1 protein-coding gene is annotated in these 3,321 nt (G+C 69.9%); it reads right to left on the bottom strand.

Annotated features, from left to right (window positions below; translation table 11 throughout):
- Positions 1–571: 571 nt before the first annotated feature.
- A complete protein-coding gene (locus FNH09_RS45590; RefSeq protein WP_162470094.1) occupies positions 572–3,259 on the bottom strand; it encodes a cellulose binding domain-containing protein in 2,688 nt (895 codons plus the stop codon).
- Between the last annotated feature and the right edge of the window lie 62 nt (positions 3,260–3,321).

The following is a 3,321-nucleotide window of genomic DNA, read 5'->3' as shown; positions in this document are numbered from 1 at the left end:
GCCCCGACCCCCGCTTCACCCTCCGGGCCTACCGGAAACCGGGCGGCTGAGGTCCCGACGCGGCCGGCCGACCGCGTCGGCGCGTCGTCCACCGGGAGTTGCCGAGTGACCTGAAGCCGAGTCGGACGCCGCCGCTTCACTCCGGCCGGTCTCCGGCTCCGCACCGGGGAGAAGCGTTTCCTCAGGCGCCTTCTGCCGCTGAGGCTTCCCTTTGGTCATCCCGGCAGCAGCGCGAGCCAGTTGGGCCCGTAGCTGATCGACGGCCATCGGGCCGGCCAACTCCCAAAATCTGCGACTCCTGCTCATACAGTTTCAACGCCACAACGCGCCGTCCGTGACAGCGGTTCCACCGGATGGAGTATGGCCGCCCACGTTCTGCACCCACGCGGAGCGGTCGACCTGTCGACGAACCCGGGCGATGTCAGTGGTGGCCAGTAGTGTCATCCGAACAAGCATCCAACGAACAAGTCGGGGATGCTGCTGAGGCCCCGCCGGAGTGATGCCCGGCGGGGCCCGCTGCTGTCGGGCTTCATCGGCGCCGGCATGGCGACGGCCGCCAGGCCCGCGACCCTCAGGTCACGGTGCAGCTCTGATCACCCAGCTTGAAGGCGGTGGGCTTGGAATTCGTCCCGGACCAGCTCCCGGTGAAGCCGAAGCCCACCGACGAACCGGCCGCCACCGTGCCGTTCCAGCTCACGTTCTTCGCCGTCACCGCCGCACCCGACTGGGTGTAGTCGGCGTTCCACAGTTGGGTGACCTTCTGTCCGTCGGCGAAGGACCAGCCGAGCGACCAGCCGTTCCAGGCGCCCGTACCCGTGTTGGTGAGCTGGACGTCGGCCTGGAAGCCGCCCTGCCACTGGTTGGTGATCTTGTACGTCACCGCGCAGGCGCCGGTCGGCGTCGGTGTCGGGGTCGGTGTCGGGGTCGGGGTCGGCGTCGGGTCGGTGCCGCCCCCGCCTCCGCCGGCCGGGTCCGAGGTGTCGCCGTAGATCACGCCCCGGCCGTTGGTGGCGACGTACACCCGGCCGTACACCCGCGGGTCACCGGTGATCGCCGCACCGGTCCAACCCCACTGGTGGGCGTCGTCGTTGATGCGCGTCCAGGTCACACCCTTGTCGGTGGAGCGGAAGATGCCGCGGACGCCGCCGATCTTCGCGCTGGTGTAGAGGGTCTGGTAGGACGCCCCGGTCGCCGCCTTGCCGAAGCCGACGGTGTCGGCCTGCTCGACGTTCGACAGCTTGGCGAAGGTCGTACCGCCGTCGGTGGAGTGCCACAGGCCGTAGGCCCCGTCGCTCGCCCCGCCCGCCAGCCAGACGTCGCCCTTCGCGCCGGGCAGCGCCTTGAAGCGCACGCTGTCACCGGAAGGCAGTCCGGCTGCGGCGGACGCGGTGAAGGTGGCGCCGCCGTCCGTACTGACGTAGAACTTCCCGGACTTGAACCCGTAGAAGGTCTTGGCGTCGGCCCGGTCGGACTCCACGATCGCACCGGGCGGGATGCCGCTGGACGCCGACCACGAGGAGCCGAAGCCGGTCGTGTACTGCACCCCGGTGCCCTGCGGGCTCCACACGAAGCGGCCGCCGTCCGACGCGGCCGCGACCGTACCGCCGCCCGACACCCCCGAAGGGTCCGTGCCCGCGAACCAGTTGGCGCCGTTGTCGGTCGAGAACGCCACATGCGCGCCGGAGTCGATGTTGCCGACCCGCACCACCGTGTTCGGGTTCGTCTCGGCGAAGTCCAGGCTGGTGGTCGTGGTGAAGTTCGGCGAGGTGTACATCATCGGCGGGACCGCGGTGAGATCGGTGTGGCGGAAGCCGCCGATGTCACCGAGCGCGCTGAGCAGGGGCGCCCCGGACGGGGGCGAGGCCAGGTCGTTGACGGCCGTCTCCTCCAGGCCCTTCACCATCGGCTTGACGGTGAACCGGGTGCCGCTGTCCCAGTTGGTGAGGTTCTCGGTGCCGTAGATCGTCGCGCCCGTGCCGTACATCATCCGGGCCGAGTTGAACGGGTCGATCTCCAACGCCTCGGTCATCCAGCCGAGTTTGGGCGTCTGCTCCGGCGGCGACGGGTTGGCGCCCCAGGTCAGCCACGGCGAGGAGGACACGTCCATGGTGAAGCGGTCGGCCCGGTTGGGGTACGACGTGTAGTCCCACGCCTTCGTCCAGGTGGCGCCGCTGTCCGTGGAGCGGAAGAGCTGCGTGTCCGGCCACCAGGAGCTGTACGCGGTCGCCATGACCGTGCCCGGGTGCTGCCGGTCGACGGTCAGGCCGCTGAAGCCGTAGTAGGTGTCCGCCTCGGCGACCGGGCTGATGTTCGTCCAGGCGCCGGTCGCGGTCGCGTACCGCCACAACTGGCCCTTGCCGCCGTCGTACGGGCCGCCCTTGTCGCTGTAGGCCAGGTAGAGGTAGCCGTTCTTGGCGTCCAGCACACCCTTGTGCGCCAGGTATCCGGTGGGCTGGCCCGCCAGCCGGGTCCAGGTCGCGCCCGCGTCCGTCGACCGGTACACCGCGTTGTTCTGGTCGGCGACCCCGACGTACACCGTCTTCGTCGCGGTGCCCGAGGTGCCGGTGGACTCGTCGAAGGTCACCCAGACGATGCCCTGGTTGTCACTGGCGTAGCCGGAGGTGTCGGTCGCGTCCTGCACATAGTTGCCCACGTTGGGGAAGCCGGTGACCTGCGACCAGGTCACCCCGGAGTCGGTCGACCGCCACAGGCCCTTGCCGCTGGGCGCGCCCAGGTACAGCACGCTGTCCTTGTTCGGGTCGATCGCCAGGCGCTCGCCCATGCCCCGGCCGGGCATGTTGCCGCCCAGTTTGAACGGCAGGTCCGTCTTCTGCCAGCTTGCGCCCCGGTCGGCGGACCTGAGCACGGCCCCGTTCCCGGGGTCCCAGCTGTTGGTGTACATGCCGACGGCCGCGTACACCTTGTTCGGGTCGACCGAGTCGGAGGCGAGGGAGACGACGCCCGTGTGGCCCCAGTCGTTCCAGCCGACCGAGTCCAGCAGCGGTGTCCAGGTCTTCGTCGACTCCTGCCAGCGATAGGCGCCGCCGATGTCGGTACGGGCGTAGGCGAGGTTCTTCTCGGAGCGGTTGAACACGATGCCCGGCACAAAACCGCCGCCGTCGATGCGGGCGTTCTTCCAGGTGTACGACTCGGCGGCGATCGTCACCTGCTTGCTCGGCGCGGCCAACGCGGACGCCGTGCCCGCGAGGAGGCCGGCCGTGAGCGCGAGCACGGCCGTGAGGATGCGGGTTCTTCGCACGGTGGGGTCCTTCCTTGACGGGGAGGAACGGGGAGGAGCGGGGGAGCGGAACAGCAGGGGCG

Origin of the sequence: Streptomyces adustus (genome assembly GCF_009377175.1) — a bacterium.
In the GTDB taxonomy this organism is placed as follows: Bacteria; Actinomycetota; Actinomycetes; order Streptomycetales; family Streptomycetaceae; genus Streptomyces; species Streptomyces adustus.
The sequence above is the reverse complement of the archived record's forward strand: the minus strand, read 5'-3'. Positions and strand labels throughout refer to the sequence as shown.